Origin of the sequence: Bacteroides reticulotermitis JCM 10512 (genome assembly GCF_000517545.1) — a bacterium.
In the GTDB taxonomy this organism is placed as follows: Bacteria; Bacteroidota; Bacteroidia; order Bacteroidales; family Bacteroidaceae; genus Bacteroides; species Bacteroides reticulotermitis.
The window spans coordinates 64,113-80,237 of the sequence record NZ_BAIV01000007.1; the positions used below are offsets into that span (position 1 = coordinate 64,113).

Consider the following 16,125-nt stretch of genomic DNA (forward strand, 5'->3'; position numbering starts at 1 on the left):
AAAGTTTATGTTATTCGATGACTACCTGTCTGATACAGTGATTTTCACGATCGGCTACATACAACGAGTTTTTGTAGAATGTAACGGCTTCCGGATTCTTAAATTTAGCTTTGTCGGGTAGTCCGTCACTGTGCCCACCTTCACCGGGTTTGCCGGCGTACAGGGTAACTACACCTTTTGGGGTTACTTTGCGTATACAATGATTGCCTTTGTCGGGGATAAGTAAGTTGCCTTCCGGGTCTAAGCATGGAGTACTTGGGGTATTGAATCGTGCTGCCAGTCCGTCTCCATTATCATATCCGGAGGTAAACCATTCGCCTACAAAAGGTTCCGGAGTGCCGAATGTGTGAGTTGTTGCGTCGTAAGATACTTTATAGATGCAATGTTTAGCGCGTAGTACCAAATAGAGCACATCTCCTTCGAGGTTAAATAGTAACCGCATTTCCATGTTGTTATAACTACCTCGCACATTGAACATCTTCTCGTATCGGTTAGGGGCCTCTTTATTGTATTTATATACCGCTCCCTCCCCGTTATGGTCGAAGAAGAGTTCGCCTGTTTTAGGATGTATGGCAACCGAGTTGGTTGAGGCTTGCGAGAACTCGATAAGCGATTTGACATTAATGAAGTTAGCATCTCGGGTAGAGTACATCACACATACATTATTCTGTACATCCCCACTCACCCATCGATTCGGCATAAAGAGAGTATCTTGCGTGAGGCTGAACGTTACACCATTGCAAGATTGAAAAGGCCCGGAACTATTGTATACCAATGTTTCCACTTCACCTCTGGAGGCTTTGCGAAGGGCTCCGCGCTTATTCCGGTCTCTGCCTTCATCTACCAATAGATCGTTCCGTCTTTATCGGTCGTGATCTGCCACGGACGACGGGGAAGAGCCTCTTGATAAGGGCCATCAATACGAGTCGTGCTTTCCTCATTTGAGTCTAAGGTTCTCGGCTTGCCAATCAAAGTAGATACATTGCTTTTAAATAAGTAGTTAAACTCTTTTCCGGAAGTATATTCTACCTCTTCTTTTCCTTTCTTTATGTATAGGCGGACGTATCCTGTATCGGCGCGGGCCGGTACTACTGCATACAGGATATTGTCGTTGACTCTTACGACTTTAGCCTTTAGCTCGTTGACTGTTACCCGTACATAGTTTGTGTCTGTACCGAGGTTGGTTCCTCGCAAAATAAGTTTAGTACCCATTCCACCGCTATCCGGATAAAAGGTTTCAAAGGTTGATTCCAGATCCGATTTAGGCGGATAAGAAGATTCTGTATTACTCTTTATTTCGTCATTACAGCAAATAACGAGAAAAGAGAGCAACACACTGCAGAGCGAGAATGCTAGCTTTACTTTACGACTTTTGACTGTTAAATTTTTCATGGTTTTTAGATTGTGATTATTATAAGATTAATTTTATGGGTTTATATTGTGGTGATATGACCGTATCCTATTATTGGCGAATTAAATGCAAGAGCCTTAAAAGAATGATTAATATTGGGTTAATTAACCGGAGGAACTTATTAATTCTTATATTTTGGGGTTACTTAACCCGAAAAAAGCTCTTTATTTTCTTGCTTGTTATCTACTTGTATTTTTCTATAGCTTTGATCGTTTGCTCCTTATTGTGCTTCATTCTCATCCTCCATATAAACTCTTGTAGCTGACGCACTTGAAATCTTCGGATACTCTTCGTTGGCACATAGCAGCTGCGCCTGCACCGGAAACATTACCTTTAGCTGCTTCTCCTACCACATCATCCGAACTGCTATATCTGCGAATGTACTCCAAGCATGAATATCAATCAAGCTGAAATCGGGTTGCTCGTCTTTAAGCAGTTTGGCAACGTATGCCGGTGTACCTTGTCCGTTGGAATTATTCTTACCAAAATTCCAAAGTGTGTATCTGACTGTAATAACTGGGATTTCTATGCCTTCGTTGTTGGCATACCAATAAGTTTGTCCATGCCCTCCGTTGTAAGGTGCGTATTGCACTACAATAATCCCTTCAAGTTGGTTATTGGATTTGATGAAGGTTTTATAGGCGTTCTGCGCATTGACCGATTGGGCATTGTTGGTGAACAGACCGAGCACTTTGATACGATGCTGACGCATGTGTGCTGTTACTTTATTGGCTAACGTGGTTAGCTCTTTTTGCGTATCCTTTTGGGAGGCAAAATCATCGATGTATATGTATCCGCCTCCACAGTTTTCTACGAGGGTGTTTTCAACACCTTGGTGGTCTACTATGTTTTTATAAACCGGCGGAGCTATCATACTTAGGTTGGTAGAAGGAATCCCAAACGCCAATTTCACATCCTTAGTTTGCCCATGTTTAAACCAGCCGTCATACCAGATGTGGAATATCCATTGTACGTTGTCTCCATCGGACAAGTAGTAGCTTATGTATTTGTTTGTATCATTCTCCGGATAGATCCTATTGCCCGGATTGATTATGTTTACGAGCAGATCTTTTTGTCTTTGGGCATAGTTGAGCGATGTTAACGACATGTTTAGATAGTAATTGCATGGCACCATTAAATGCCCTTTCTCGCTTATTCGTTGTACAAAAGAGTGCTCGTCCAAATCTTCCCAGCCATATATTGGAGAAGAAGGTTCCAGCCAATCCAGTACCTCATTGAGCAATTCCCAGTTGTGTCCTTTGTCGTTTTTTATATTCAGGACGAATAGGTTATGCACAATGGCAAAGTCTTTCATGTCGTTAGTTAACGAGCCCATGAGTACCAATGATTTATTGTTGCATTTGTCTTTAAATTCTGCCCAGGCATCCTTCGTGGTCTTTTGTCTTGCGTCGTAAACCATCTTTAGCCCTATCTCATCATACACTGTTTGGTCCCGAATATCCACGATGATGGCATTGTGTATATGTGACGCTACAGCAGCAACAGGCGAACTTTCGGGATTGTTGGTTATGTCTGTCAGTACATAGCCCTTGATTAGGTTAGAGAAAAGACCTGATTTCAGAAGGGAAATGCCGTCTTCTTGAGATCTTTCACTAACACCTTGTCTTTTTAATTCTTGTTTGCACAGGGTGTATGAATATCGATTGTTGGGGTCTTCGAGCCAAATGGCCTCCTCCGACTCTTTGTTCTCAACCGCTCTGTTTACAATACCGGCCAAGGATTGACACATATTCGTATAAGGTAATCCTTTTCTTAACTCGGGATTATTGTTGTCATTCTCAAGACTATGCATCAGGCATACATAATACCCTTTCGGAACTATATGCGACTTTAATAGCCAATACTGTCCGCAGTCATCCGGTGCATCTATTGCTTCAAAGTAATCAGGTTTGGGTTCTACCGAATAGTTTTCCTCACTCACTCCCGTCTTGGAATCTTCACAACCGAGAGATATCAAGAACGGAATCAAATAAAATAAGTGTCTCTTCATAACATTTGATTTTGGGTTAATAATTATACTAGATTTGAAAAAGGTTTCGTTCTATGTTTCTTTAAGTGGTTCTTGCTAAATATGGATTAAGAGAATCTCTGTTTATAAGCCCCATTTATGGTTAATTCTCCGATCTGTTTTAAATTTAATAGAAGCTCCGCTTTGTATATCTTTCCATTCGATCCATGTTAGTTTGACTCTGCTCCCATTGATCTCCAGACTCTGAATATACGGTTTAGAGATACCCCCTCCTCTGATTTGGAGTTTTCCTTTCGGGAGATGTAAAGTGATGTCCTCGAAATATGGCGCACTGATGCTGAATCCCGCAACTCCGGGTATCATGGGGTATAAACCGATGGAAGCGAAGACATACCAAGAACCCATTGAACCGCAATCGTCATTTCCCGGTAACCCGGTAGGCTGAGAAGTATACATTTCGTTCAATATCCGATGGACTGTTTCAGAGGTTTTATACGGACGGTTTGTCCAATTGTATATCCAGGGGACCTGAAAGTTCGGTTCATTACCGGCTGCGAAATAGTGGTCGTCATAACCGGCATCCAAACGGACGAATAGACTATCCAGCCGTGCGCAAGCTGCCTGTTTGCCACCGATGGTATCGATCAATGTTGTTAGATCATGAGGCACCATCCAGAAATAGTTCTCTTTAGTTGCTTCACGCCAATCATGATCCGGATTCTTCCAACTAAGGTCATGCGTATGGCGGGAGCGAAGCCAACGGGTAGAGGGATCATATAGATTTTTCCAGTTGTAGGAACGGTTGATAAAAGAAGTCGCTTCTTGCCTCTCGTGTAATGCTTGCAGGGCGAATTGCCCGATGGCATAATCGGCTGAGGCGTATTCCAGGCATAGAGAGGCATTTTCGATGCCTTTCTTTATGTAATTGGATAAGCCTGGGCGTACCTCTACATCTTGTGCGAATGTCCCCGGTACACATGCTCCTTGTTTCATATGTTTATAAGCTTTCTGGATATCAAAGTCCTGTCCACCGAAAGCATAGGTATTGGCAATGATGATGGGCATGGGATCACCGTGCATCACGCCAGTTTCTATATTAGCGGCAATCCATCGGCGTATCCTCCGGCTTGTTCGGCAAAGTCTACAGCCGATTGCATCATGTCAGATGTTTCTTTGGGATAGAACATGGCTAGCAGTTGACATTGAGTACGGTATGTGTCCCATCCGCTGAAAGTTGTATAACACTCTTTTCCGGGCTGCGTTTTATGAACAGCGAAGTCGGCTCCGATGTATTCGCCGTTTATGTCGCTGAACAGATTTGGGTGAATTAGTGTGTGATACCAGTGAGTATAAAATTGGGTCAGTTTATCTTTCTGGTCCGAGTGAATTTCAATTTTACTCAATTGCTTATTCCATTCTTTTCGGGTATCTACCAATACCTGTTGATAGTTTCGATTGTCGTTATCACGCCGAAGGTTCTCTTTGGCGTTGGCTATCGAAACATAAGAAATAGCTATTTTGTATTCTATTGTTTGGCGGCTTTTCGTATCAAAACTGAAGTAACCTCCCGATTTAGCCCCTCCTATCTGTTCTCTTCCTTTCTTTAGGTTGCCTCCTTTCCAAGTTCCGTATTCTTTGGCTTGGCAGTTGAATTCTGCGACGAAGAATATACGATAGTCAGTTTTGTATCCACAGAAATCACCTCCTTCAGCATATCCTTCGCAGGTAGATGGTGAAGTAATTTTGATAAAGGCGCTGGAGAGCTCGGTCGAGCTTACGCCGGAGCCGATCAGTATGGTACCTTCTTGGCTGCTGGCAGGAAATACGAATTGAGCAATTCCACTACGTTGAGAGGTTGTGATATTACAAATAACACCATCTTTCATTTGCAAAGATAAGCAGCCTGCCGAAGATTCCTTCACAGAGATGTAACGTGGATAGTCATCCATGTTCTTCGGAGATTCGGTTAGAGAACCGATGATGGGAAGTACAGGAAAGTTGCCCATATGAGCGCAACCTGAACCGGACATCTGATTGACTACGATTCCTTTCTGAGGAGAGAAGAAAGAGGGAGTGAACTGTATCATTCCGAATGGATAACTTGCACCGATATAGGTGTATCCGCTGCTTAGTCCGTTGCCTTCGCTTCCAATACGGGTATCTACAAGTTGGGCATAGTTTGTGGGGGATTCTTGTGCCGGAATTTTAGCGTGAATAAGCAGGAGTAGTGCTATGTATAAAACTCCCTTGTTACAATGGTTTGTTTTCATTGTCTGATATACTTTTAAGATTAATAGCCACAAAGAAAACAAAGTACCCTTAATTAATGGATTAAATTGGGGTTAATTCATGCCACCTTTTTTTAACCCTCTGATTTATTTCCGACAGGCGATTGTGCCCTATATGATTTTAAGCACTATCTTTACCAGCGTAAAAAAACGTAAGCCCTAATAATATGATAGATAGCACAAAATATAGGTACCACTTGCTGGTATTCATAATTATGGTGTTGGTAGCCTCCCGATTGAATGCACAGGGATTGCAATTTTATGGCAATAAGGTTCCTATTGAGCAACGCACCTCTTATAGACTCTTTGATGGAGAACGACGTCCGGCTTTTACGGGGCATATCGATATTGAATTTGACCTGCGGATCTCTCAAAGTAGTACTTTCGGCTATTTATTTCATCTCATCGATCCGGCAAACGGCGAGGCATACAGTCTAACGTACAGCTATGTGAATGATAGTTCCAGTTCCTTTAACTTTAACACGGAAGGAAAGGTTAATCATATTTCCATCAGTTTATCCAACGATTCTATTATATCCCAATGGATGCCGGTGAAGCTGCGAATCGACTTCTTAGGGGAAGAAAGTGTGTTGTCTGTTGCCGATAAAGTGAAGCGGGGCGTAGGTGTGGGAAATCTTCCCAAGCAAATACAGCCTCTAATGAGTTTCGGTAGAAGGGAGCATTTGGTCGATGTACCGGCTTTTGCCATTCGCCATTTGAAAGTAAAGGGTGAGACACAGTTCTATTCGTTTGAATTCAAAGAGAACTCGGGGAATGATGTGCATGATAGCAATGGCAGGGTACAAGGGCGGGTGGATAATCCGTATTGGCTGATTAATGACTCTTATCATTGGACAAAGGTGGCAGCTTTTACCACACCTCAATGTATTGGATCTAAGTTTTATGAAAAGAGGCAGGAGGTGGTGTTTATAACGCCGGATTCTCTTTTTACTTACCTGACGGATAAGAGACAGGTGGTGAAAAAACCGTATGCGAACAAACAGCCGGTAAGCATGCTCTTGGGAACAAGCTTTATTAATGAAGCGAATGGTGAAGTGTATGCTTACGAAATAAACAACCTACCGGTAGGTAGTACTACCATAGCAGCCTTAAACCTGGATACTCGGGTGTGGAGACCTGTTGGAAAGGCATACACTAAAGTGCAACTGCATCATCATAATGGCTTCTGGGATGGCGCAAACAATCGATACATCGTGTTTGGTGGTTTTGGCAATCGGCTGTATAGCAATAAATTTCTGATGTATAATGAAACGACTGATCAGTGGGATACGTTACAGTTTAAGGGCGACACGATTACACCTCGCTTCTTTTCATCTATGGGCTCCTCGCGGGGAGGAGATTATCTATATATTTATGGTGGGGTAGGAAATGAGTCGGGCGATCAGAGTATCGGGCATAATTACTATAATGATTTGTATCGAGTCGATTTAAAACATCAGGAAATAAAACGGAATTGGAGTCATCCTCTGGAGGAGAAGTGTGTACCTTCCGGGCAAATGCTGCTTTCGAAAGATGAGAAATCTCTTTATGTGATCCGGTATGCTGAATATAAAAAAACAGCAAGTTTGCGTCTTTATAAGATATCCATAGAAAATGGAGAGGTAGAGCAGTTGGGAGATTCCATTCCTTTTGCATCCGGTTCAATTGCATCAACTGTTTCCTTATATCACAACTCGGTGCTGAGTGAATTCTACTGTGTTACAGAGGAGTTTAACGAGCAGGCAAAACTAGTTGAAGCTGCTGTTTATACATTGGCAGATTCGCCTGTGGGTAGAGCAGATATGGGGTCTTATTTATTCAAAACAAAAACCACAGAGGAATGGAAAGTCGTGTTATGGATAGGCGCTCTTTTATTCATTTCAGGAGGCATCGGAGGCTTTTGGTATAGCAGGCGTAAGCAAAGGCGTAAACTTTCTCCGGTAGTTCCGGTAATGGTTTATGAAGGGAATCCGATCAAAGAGAACTTATTGGATAAGCTAGTTACTTCAGGCACTCCTGTTCCTGTTTCTCATAAAAGGACGGAGATTAATCAGATTTATGTATATGGTATATTCACCATCTACAATCGTGATGGGCGGGATGTTACGTATTTGTTTAGTAATAAATTGAGGCTTATCTTTCTATATATACTGTTGAATAGCGCCGAAGAGGGAGAAGGGGTAAGCTCTTCTTTGTTGAATGACATTTTCTGGCCTGACAAGCGTGAAGATAAAGCTAAAAATCTGAAAGGAGTAACAATCAGTAACCTTCGTAAGGTGCTTGCGGAACTTGATGGTATTAAATTGGTTTACGATAAAGGTGCTTTTAAAATAGAGATTGAGGAGAACCTCTGCTTTTGTGATTATTATAGGTTATCGGCCCATTTACGCAAACATCCTCAATCTTGTGAACTCTTTCTGTCTATTTGGGAGAGAGGGCGATTGCTTGAGAATATAGATCATTCTCTATTTGATAAATATAAGCAAAACTCAGAAGACACTGTACTCTCTTTACTACCTAAGGACCTTGCGAATTATTATCAGCGGAATGAGTTTCGCAATGTTTTGCGTATTTGCTTTATTATTTTGAAGAGAGATCCTCTCAATGAATTGGCTTTGGGGTACAGTATGCGCTCTTATAAAAGGCTAAATGATTTTGAAAGCCTATCAAAAATCTATTCGGCTTCATCATCGAATATCGTAAAAGTATGGGAGAGGATTATGCGAAAACTATGGATGATTTACTCCGGTAGAGAACTTGCGTTAATGCGTTAGGGGGGCTTGACAAAGGCTTTAAAATGTTGTATATTTGTAGTCGTAAACAATAAAACAACGAACTAAAACCTGAACAAATGAGACGATTTTTTTCTTTCTCCGAACTTGCCCGGATGTACTTTCCCGGATGCGCGACCAGTAAAAATGCAGTCCGCTGCCTAAGCCGATGGATTAAAGGCTGTAATCCGCTGATAAAAGAGCTTATACATACGGGATACCTGCCGTATAATCATCGGTATTTGACTTCAAAGCAGTATGCTATAATTACAAAACACTTAGGTGATCCTTATGAATATTAAGCTCTGATCGAGTTAACATCAAAGCTAAGGCTACAAAACCTATCACGTTTTGTAGCCTTTTTTGTTGGCTAAATTCAGAGAAATATTCATGAAAGGCTGAAGTTACGTTTATTATAAACTGTACAACCGTTTCTAATAAACGATGATGATATTTATTAGAAACGCAAAACACGTTTTAGCCTAATCGGTTCGTTTTTTTCTTCTTTACTAATTGTGCGAAATCAGATTAATTCTATTTTAAAGGTTTCTCTGGTTATTATACTTTACAATTGTTTTGTAAGATAAATCTCGTGAAATATTGCAACGATTGAATCGCATAAATCGCTTCTGAATCCTCGCAACAACCTCGCGTTTTTTGAAGATGTATGCTCGTAATGGGCAAGATTAACGCACGCTTTTGAATGTGCCTCAATCTTGTATTTTTCTTATATATAGCGCTTTATGAGCTGTTTTTGAATTGAACTCACTTTAAAAGGGGACAGAAGGGGGACCAAAGGAGACTGAACGATATACGCGTTGTCGTATCTTTGTAATGTCATTCAAACAAAGAGAATGGCAACTAGATAACCTTTATTTTTTTAACCATTTAAACTTTAACAATTATGGCTTTAGAGTATGTAGTAACTAAGAGAGTGTTCGGTTTTGACAAAGACAAAAACGAGAAGTATGTAGCAAAATCGGTTCGTTCCGGTAGAGTGAATTTTGCGAAGATGTGTCGCAAGGTGAGTGAGCTGTGTGGTGTCCATCGCAAGATAGTGGATCTGGTAGTCACCGGTTTAGTCGATAAAATGGCGGAAGACATTGACGATGGAAAGAGCGTTCAGCTAGGTGATTTCGGTATTTTCACTCCTACCATTCGTGCTAAGAGTGCAGACAGTGAAAAAGAAGTGTCTGCCAAGTCGATTATTCAGAAAAAGATCCGGTTTTATCCGGGGAAAATCTTCCAGAACACTTTGGGAGATATGAGCGTAACTCGTCGTACCGAGCCGGATACAGATTATACGGATGGAAGTAGTCAGGGTAATGAAAAACCAGGAACTGGTGAAGGGGGAGGCGAAGCTCCCGATCCAACAGTCTAATCGGGCGTACTAGCGTAAAGGCTCTGTTTTAGAGTAAGTAATGCACAGGGAATCGATCAAGATCGGTGCTCTGTGCATTTTTTATTTCTTTTGTTATATAGGTAATAATTCTTATCTTTCGGAAAGTTTATTTGTAAAATAGCTTCGACTAGCATAAAAATTCGGTATTATGTCTCTAGATCTATTGTCTATTAAAAAAAAGAAAAGAATATTACTCTTGTTAGTGGTATTGGGTGGAATCCTATCCTTGGTTTCTTGTACGCGAGCAACCTATCTTTTTCGAGAATCCCATGCGGTGTTGGAATTAAAGATAGAGAATAAGAAATACGATCACCTCTCCTTATTCACTCATGTTAAGAACTCTCTGGGCTATGATAATGGGCTGGAAATTCCCGGGAAATCAGCTGATGGGTTCAAGTGGACATTCCTCGTTCCTGACTCTGTTAATCAAGTTGTTGAAGGATATTATGTTCGCACGCAGCCATTTGATTATCAAAGGAATGAAGAGAAAACGCTAACATTCTCTGCCGGTAAAGTCTCAGATAGAACATCTAACATGATTCTGCTGAGAGATAAGACCACTTCAATAAGGGGGAGCTATACACATCAAATTTCAAATACTCACCCGGGTATGGGTTTCTTGCTTGTTGATACTTTTATCATGAACCCAACCATAACCTGTGATGTGATCGATCTTAAGCTGGATAACAAAAAGTGTAAATCAGAGTTAGAAATCGCACTCACTTATCCTTACTTTAAAGATACTGCCCGGTATACTCTTTCTGAACGGCTAGATGTCATCCGGAAATATCCCTATTCTACTTATCTGTTAGCTGCAATGCCATCCTTTTTGAACGTATCCGACAGAAAAACGCTGCGTGTGCTTTTTAATTCTTTCTCCGATGAAATCCGGAATTCTCAGCAAGGACAAGATATCTCTAATTTGATAAATGTTGAAATCGAACCAGTTTCAGTCGATACATTAAAGCTCATGGGTGCCGAAGGTAATCTGCCGGAATCTGTAATAAGGACCCACTCGAAATATACGTTGATTATCTTTTCTGCTTCTTGGTGTTCGCCCTGCCATAAGCAGATTCCTTTATTGAAAGAAGTATATAATGACTTTGGCAGTCGTCTTGATATGGTTTATATCTCCACTGACCAAGAAAAAGAGGAGAAGTATTGGAACCGAATGCTTGAAAATGAGGAGATTCCTTGGCGAAGTCTTTTTGCCAGAGATTATAGAAAGGGATTGTTTCAGTATTATTCTATTGGAGGAATCCCTTATTCTCTGTTAGTCCATCCTGATGGTACAACTGAATCTATTGATATTAGAAAGCAATCGGATAGATCTCGCTTATATAAACTGTTGAATGAAGGAAACCGAATCTAAATAAAATCCCCCTGCCGGCAATGCTGACAGGGGGATTTGCTATTAATCAAATCAAGCTTTCGCTTAGTCTTTCAGTTTCGCAATGATGAAATCGCGATTCAGACGGGCAATGTTGCTGATAGAAACATTCTTGGGGCATTCGGCTTCGCAAGCGCGTGTGTTGGTACAGTTACCGAAACCTAGCTCGTCCATTTTAGACAGCATGGCCTTAGCACGACGCAAAGCTTCCGGCTTACCTTGAGGAAGCAAGTTCAACTGGCTAACCTTAGCTGAAACAAACAGCATGGCGGAACCATTCTTACAAGCAGCCACACAAGCACCACAACCGATGCAAGAAGCGGCATCCATGGCTTCGTCGGCAATTTGCTTCGGAATAAGGATTGCATTAGCGTCTTGCGGAGCACCTGTGCGAACGCTTACATAGCCACCGGCCTGCATGATCTTATCACATGCTGTACGGTCTACCATCAAGTCTTTGATGACCGGGAATCCTGCTGAACGCCAAGGTTCTACAGTAATAGTGTCGCCATCTTGGAAGCGGCGCATATAGATCTGGCAAGTGGTAGCTCCTGTTGCCGGACCGTGCGGATGACCGTTGATGTATAGAGAGCACATACCGCAAATTCCTTCGCGACAGTCGTGATCAAATACAACAGGTTCTTTTCTTTCGTTAATGAGCTGTTCGTTCAGGATATCCAGCATTTCGAGGAACGAAGTATCGCCGGAGATTTTTTTCATTTGGTATGTTTCAAAGGCACCTTTGGCTTTCGGACCTGCCTGACGCCATACCTTAAGCGTGAAACTTATATTCTTATCCATTGTTTTCTGATTCTTTTAATATTTAATACTTCTCTTCACCGCTTAGCTCTTGTAATTACGAGTCTGAACCTTGATTGCTTCGTAAACAAGCGGTTCTTTATGTAATACAGGTGCTTTTTCATCATCACCTTGATATTCCCAACAAGCTACATAGAAGAAGTTCGCGTCATCACGTTTTGCTTCACCTTCTTCTGTTTGGAATTCTTCGCGGAAGTGTCCACCACAGCTTTCTTCACGGTTTAGCGCGTCGTATGCAACAAGCTCTCCCATTGTGATAAAGTCGTACAGACGGATGGCTTTGTCAAGCTCAACGTTCATGCCTTCTTTAGCGCCAGGGATAAACAGATTAGTTTCAAATTCTTTACGAACCTCTTTCAATTTAGCAATACCTTCTTTAAGGCCTTCTGCCGTACGTCCCATACCTACGTGATCCCACATGATACGTCCGAGTTTCTTGTGAATAGAATCAACCGATTCTTTTCCTTGAATACCCATGAACTTATCGATCTTGGCTTGGATCGCCTTTTCTGCTTCTACGAACTCAGGAAGATCGGTAGAGAAGCGAGGAACAGTGATCTGATCGGCCAAGTAGTTTTGGATGGTGTATGGCAATACGAAATAACCATCGGCAAGTCCTTGCATCAGTGCGGAAGCACCCAAACGGTTGGCACCGTGATCGGAGAAGTTACATTCGCCGATAGCGTATAGGCCTTGAACGGTTGTTTGCAGTTCGTAGTCTACCCAGATACCACCCATAGTGTAGTGGATAGCCGGATAAATCATCATTGGATTATAATATTTCACACCGTCGATATCCTTTGCCAGTTCACCTGGGTTGACGTCGGTGATTTCCTCATACATATCGAAAAGGTTACCGTAGCGTTGAAGAACAACATCAACACCTAAGCGGTTAATTGCTTCAGAGAAGTCAAGGAATACGGCCAAACCGGTGTTGTTCACACCAAAGCCTTTATCGCAACGTTCTTTAGCCGCACGGCTGGCAACGTCACGTGGAACGAGGTTACCGAATGCCGGATAACGGCGTTCCAGGTAGTAGTCGCGTTCTTCTTCAGGAATATCTTTACCTTGTAGTGTACCTGCCTGAAGCTTCTTAGCGTCTTCCAGTTTTTTCGGAACCCAGATACGTCCGTCGTTACGCAGAGACTCAGACATCAAAGTCAGCTTGGATTGCTCATCGCCGTGTACCGGAATACAAGTCGGGTGGATTTGTACGTAAGCAGGATTAGCGAATACAGCACCTTTACGGTAGCAAGAAATGGCGGCTGTACAGTTACAGCTCATTGCGTTAGTCGACAGGAAGTATGCGTTACCATATCCACCGGTAGCGATAACTACGGCGTGAGCAGCAAAGCGTTCGAGTTCACCTGTGATTAAGTTCTTAGCGATGATACCGCGAGCGCGTCCGTCGATGATGACAACGTCCTGCATCTCATAGCGAGTATATAATTTCACTGTACCGACACCTACCTGACGGCTAAGTGCTGAGTAAGCACCTAATAGCAGCTGTTGTCCGGTTTGTCCCTTTGCGTAGAATGTACGAGATACCTGTGCACCACCGAAAGAGCGGTTGTCTAATGTACCACCGTATTCGCGTGCAAAAGGAACACCTTGTGCCACACATTGGTCGATGATGGCATTGGACACTTCTGCCAAACGATATACGTTCGCTTCACGTGCACGGTAGTCGCCACCTTTTACAGTGTCATAGAACAGACGGTATACAGAGTCACCATCGTTCTGATAGTTTTTAGCAGCATTGATACCTCCTTGTGCAGCAATAGAGTGCGCACGGCGAGGAGAATCTTGAATACAGAAGTTGAATACTCTGAAACCCATTTCACCAAGTGAAGCGGCAGCAGAGGCTCCAGCTAATCCTGTGCCGACAACAATAACATCCAAACGACGTTTATTCGCAGGGTTCACCAATTTCTGGTGAGCTTTATAGTTAGTCCATTTTTCAGCCACTAGGCCTTCAGGAATCCTTGAATCTATCTTAACCATAATTTTGTTTACAATTTAATCATTTACTATTAACTAATTAGCAAGCTGTACCGCAGCACATTAGTGACTTAACGAAAAATGCGATTACTACCACTGCAAAACACAGTACTACAACGGTTGAGTAGATGTTGGAAATACATTTCCAACGGTTAAGCCATACTTGGTTATTCCATCCCAGAGATTGCATAGAACTCCAGAAACCATGTGTGAGGTGAAACCAAAGAGCTCCTAACCAAATCAGGTAGAGCACTACGTAAACGGGGTTAGCAAAGGTTTGTTGGATGTGATAAACCCCATCGGCTGCATAATTTAACGTTTGCGGATCAACGTTCATGCCCATGTTATGCATCAACTCCGGCAATTGCATTTTTGCCCAGAAGTTAACCAAGTGAAGGCCGAGACCTACGATAACGATCAGGCCCAGTACCAACATGTTCTGTGAAGCCCACTCTACGGTTTTAGGTTTTTCAACTACTGCATAACGTTCGCTTCCTCGGGCATTGCGATTTTGCATAGTCAACCAGAAAGCGTAAACAATGTGAATTACGAAAAGGGTAGCTAGTCCGGCAGTAGCTACCAAAGCATACCAGTTTGCTCCCAGAAACTCACAAATCAGGTTGTATCCGTCAGCCGAGATAATTGCAACCAGGTTCATCGCCATGTGAAATGTTAGAAAAAGGACAAGGGCAATACCGGTAATGCTCATCACCACTTTCCTTCCTACAGATGAATTACTTAACCACATAAATGATTGAATTTAAATTATTTAATTGTTAGAACTAAAATTTCGTGATTTTAAACTCTTACGGACTGCAAAAATACAGGAAATAGATTGATTGTCCAAAGAATTAAAGAAATTATTCCTTAATCGGCAATCTTACCAATTCTTTCACCATTGGCAGCCTTCTTACGGAGCGTACGCGGGGTATCTCCAAAAGAGTCTTTGCAGAAATGGGCAAAGTGGGACAAGGAATCGAAGCCGTATCGTTGAGAGATTTCAGTGATCCGTTGTTTGGTGCGCTGTAGATCGTCCAGAATACCTTCACGCTTCTTTTCTAAAATCCATTCGTATACAGGTACTCCGTACATGTTTTTAAAGAGACGCCGGAAAGTAGCTGTATTATATCCGCCTAAATGGGCGAACTCTTCCACATTCTTGACTTTGCTATAGTTCTGCATAACAAAATAGTGAAAGCTTTCGGTGTATGTGCTGATGGGATAGAAAAAAGCACTTAGTTGGGGCAAGGGATAATAATGGATAATCAAGTAGACCAACTCCTGACATTTGAGATCAATAAATTTACTACACGAGATGGTTTCTTCGAGGTACGAAGCAACGTCTGTGATGAGGTTAGCTATGCGCTGATTCATCAGCATAGGCGAGTAGGTCAAGGGGGCGACTGTTTCGTTGATGATATGCCGATAACGTTCTTCGCAAATAAGTGGCAACTCATTGAACCAATAAAACACATACTCTACCTCGGTGAGAGCGAGTAGTTCGATTTTTGATCCGATGGCTTGCAGAATAAATTGTTTTTCGCGTAAGGTTGTTCCGGGATATTCCTCGCTGTTGATGAGTAGCTCGCCTTTCATAATAAAGAGCATCCCGTTTTGGGTGCATTTATCTTTCGGTATATGATGTCCTTTGGGCAAAATGCGGTGAACAAAGGATTTTTCAATCTCTTTGTTACAGTGTGCGCAATCGGTATGTGGTTCGATAAGATATTTTTTTGACATAAGTTGTGCCCGTGAGTATTCCAATGGGGACAAAGATAATTCTTTTTAGTGAAAAGTCTCGATGTGTGAAATAATATCTTTTTGAAACTTTAATAGTCTTTTGGGGAATTATAAGTTGGAATGCTGTCTTGTCTTTATGGATTGGATTGGAATTCTAATCTGATAATTTTAAGATTGGAATTCGATTGACTGTTTATTAATATAGGTGGGTAAGGTGCTTTTTTTATGGTAATGTTCTTTTTCATTTCAACTCGGTTGATAGGCCAATATGGCGAAGAGGACAACTCTTCCCTCGTATTTACGCAGACTGCCA

The 16,125-nt window shown here is 42.0% G+C and carries 11 protein-coding genes and 1 pseudogene; 4 read left to right on the forward strand and 8 right to left on the reverse strand.

What is annotated here, in order from left to right:
• Positions 1-10 precede the first annotated feature (10 nt).
• The 4 genes and pseudogenes from JCM10512_RS21225 to JCM10512_RS24795 form a co-directional block, all read right to left on the reverse strand.
• A complete protein-coding gene (locus JCM10512_RS21225) occupies positions 11-847 on the reverse strand; it encodes an NHL repeat-containing protein (RefSeq protein ID WP_052517112.1) in 837 nt (278 codons plus the stop codon).
• Complete coding sequence (locus JCM10512_RS21230; protein WP_052517113.1) at positions 841-1,392, reverse strand: IPT/TIG domain-containing protein; 552 nt, start codon at positions 1,390-1,392, stop codon at positions 841-843. The genes JCM10512_RS21225 and JCM10512_RS21230 overlap by 7 nt, the downstream gene beginning before the upstream one ends.
• A gap of 365 nt (positions 1,393-1,757) precedes the next feature.
• A complete protein-coding gene (locus tag JCM10512_RS05750; protein ID WP_081741233.1) occupies positions 1,758-3,422 on the reverse strand; it encodes a GxGYxYP domain-containing protein in 1,665 nt (554 codons plus the stop codon).
• 102 nt (positions 3,423-3,524) lie between these two features.
• Positions 3,525-5,671: pseudogene (locus tag JCM10512_RS24795) on the reverse strand (GH92 family glycosyl hydrolase).
• Positions 5,672-5,856: 185 nt separating this feature from the next.
• On the opposite strand from JCM10512_RS24795, the gene JCM10512_RS05760 reads away from it, so the two are divergent.
• The 4 genes from JCM10512_RS05760 to JCM10512_RS05770 all read left to right on the forward strand — a co-directional run bounded on the left by JCM10512_RS05760 (position 5,857) and on the right by JCM10512_RS05770 (position 11,234).
• Positions 5,857-8,463: a Kelch repeat-containing protein gene (locus JCM10512_RS05760; RefSeq protein WP_148298285.1), complete on the forward strand. Its 2,607-nt coding sequence runs from the start codon at positions 5,857-5,859 to the stop codon at positions 8,461-8,463.
• 77 nt (positions 8,464-8,540) lie between these two features.
• The gene (locus tag JCM10512_RS21915; protein ID WP_081741234.1) at positions 8,541-8,762 is read left to right on the forward strand and encodes a DUF4248 domain-containing protein; all 222 of its coding nucleotides are present in this window, start codon (positions 8,541-8,543) and stop codon (positions 8,760-8,762) included.
• Positions 8,763-9,364: 602 nt separating this feature from the next.
• Positions 9,365-9,841, forward strand: a complete 477-nt coding sequence (locus tag JCM10512_RS05765) for an HU family DNA-binding protein (protein WP_044161319.1) — start codon at positions 9,365-9,367, stop codon at positions 9,839-9,841.
• Positions 9,842-10,010: 169 nt separating this feature from the next.
• On the forward strand, positions 10,011-11,234 hold the full coding sequence (locus JCM10512_RS05770; protein WP_081741235.1) for a TlpA family protein disulfide reductase: 1,224 nt from the start codon (positions 10,011-10,013) through the stop codon (positions 11,232-11,234).
• Between the two features lie 63 nt (positions 11,235-11,297).
• Here the strand turns inward: JCM10512_RS05770 and JCM10512_RS05775 are convergent, their stop codons facing one another.
• From JCM10512_RS05775 to JCM10512_RS05790, 4 genes are all read right to left on the reverse strand, one after another.
• On the reverse strand, positions 11,298-12,053 hold the full coding sequence (locus tag JCM10512_RS05775) for a succinate dehydrogenase/fumarate reductase iron-sulfur subunit (RefSeq protein WP_044161323.1): 756 nt from the start codon (positions 12,051-12,053) through the stop codon (positions 11,298-11,300).
• A 42-nt stretch (positions 12,054-12,095) separates the two neighbouring features.
• Positions 12,096-14,075, reverse strand: a complete 1,980-nt coding sequence (locus JCM10512_RS05780; protein ID WP_044161325.1) for a fumarate reductase/succinate dehydrogenase flavoprotein subunit — start codon at positions 14,073-14,075, stop codon at positions 12,096-12,098.
• Positions 14,076-14,112: 37 nt separating this feature from the next.
• Complete coding sequence (locus JCM10512_RS05785; RefSeq protein ID WP_044161327.1) at positions 14,113-14,820, reverse strand: fumarate reductase; 708 nt, start codon at positions 14,818-14,820, stop codon at positions 14,113-14,115.
• 119 nt (positions 14,821-14,939) lie between these two features.
• Complete coding sequence (locus JCM10512_RS05790) at positions 14,940-15,812, reverse strand: helix-turn-helix transcriptional regulator (protein ID WP_044161328.1); 873 nt, start codon at positions 15,810-15,812, stop codon at positions 14,940-14,942.
• Positions 15,813-16,125: the final 313 nt, after the last annotated feature.